Below are 1,096 nucleotides of genomic sequence, written 5' to 3'. Positions count from 1 at the left end.
ATCGGCCGCGGACGGGACCACGAAGGTGGTGTCGTTCACGATCAACGGCGTCAACGATGCGGCGGTGATCGGTACGCCGACTGTGGCGTCCGTGACGGAGGACAGCGGGGTTACGAACGGCAACCTGGTAGCGACGGGGTCGATCTCGATCACCGACACCGACACCGGCGAGGCGACGTTCGCCACCACCGTGGTCAAGGCGACGGACGCCCTCGGCGCGCTCGTGCTCAACACGGACGGGACCTACACCTACACGGTGGCCAACGCGGCCGTGCAGTCGCTGGCCCAGTCGGAAACCCACGTCGACACCTTCACGGTGTCGGCCGCGGACGGGACCACGAAGGTGGTGTCGTTCACGATCAACGGCGTCAACGATGCGCCGGTGGTGTCTGCGGCGGTGACGGGGACGGCGACAGAGGACGGGGCCAAGGTCACGCTCGACGCGCTGGCCAACGCCACGGACGTGGATCACGGCGCGGTGCTGTCGGTGGTGTCGGTTCCGACCACCCTGCCGGCTGGCGTAAGCTACGACGCGACCTCGCACAGCTTCACCCTGGATCCGACCAACGCGGCCTACCAGGCCCTGGCACAAGGGCAGCAGCAGACGGTCTCGGTGACCTACGCGGTGTCGGACGGCACCGCCTCGGTGGCGCAGACCGCCTCCTTCGTGGTGACCGGCGTCAACGATGCGCCGGTGGCGATCAACGATACCGCTGCGCTGGTGCAGCGGACGAGCGTGATCGGGAACGTGCTGATCAACGATCGCGACATCGATACCGGTGACACGCTCCAGGTTGGCCAGATCGGTCACGGCACGGCATCAGCCACCGTCACCACGGCCGGCGTCCAGCTTGTTGGCGACTATGGGACGGTTACCATCAAGTCCGATGGCAGCTACGCCTACGCGGCCAGCAAGGAAGGAACGCTTGCGGTCGGGGCGACCGGTACCGACGCGTTCACCTACAGTGTGTCGGACAACCACGGGGGTACGACAACGGCTGCCCTGAGCTTCACCGTGACCGGCTCGGCCCAGGGTGATGCGGGCAACAACATCATCATCGCCGCAGCCGGCAGCAACACGCTGTCGGGTGGGGCG

1 protein-coding gene is annotated in these 1,096 nt (G+C 67.1%); it reads left to right on the top strand.

Annotation, left to right across the window (positions count from 1 at the left end):
• Positions 1-1,096 (top strand): VCBS domain-containing protein (locus MFF13_RS05165; protein WP_283205808.1); only part of this gene is annotated, 1,096 nt, incomplete at both ends.

Origin of the sequence: Methylobacterium cerastii (genome assembly GCF_022179125.1) — a bacterium.
Classification (GTDB): Bacteria; Pseudomonadota; Alphaproteobacteria; order Rhizobiales; family Beijerinckiaceae; genus Methylobacterium; species Methylobacterium cerastii.
The sequence above is the reverse complement of the archived record's forward strand: the minus strand, read 5'-3'. Positions and strand labels throughout refer to the sequence as shown.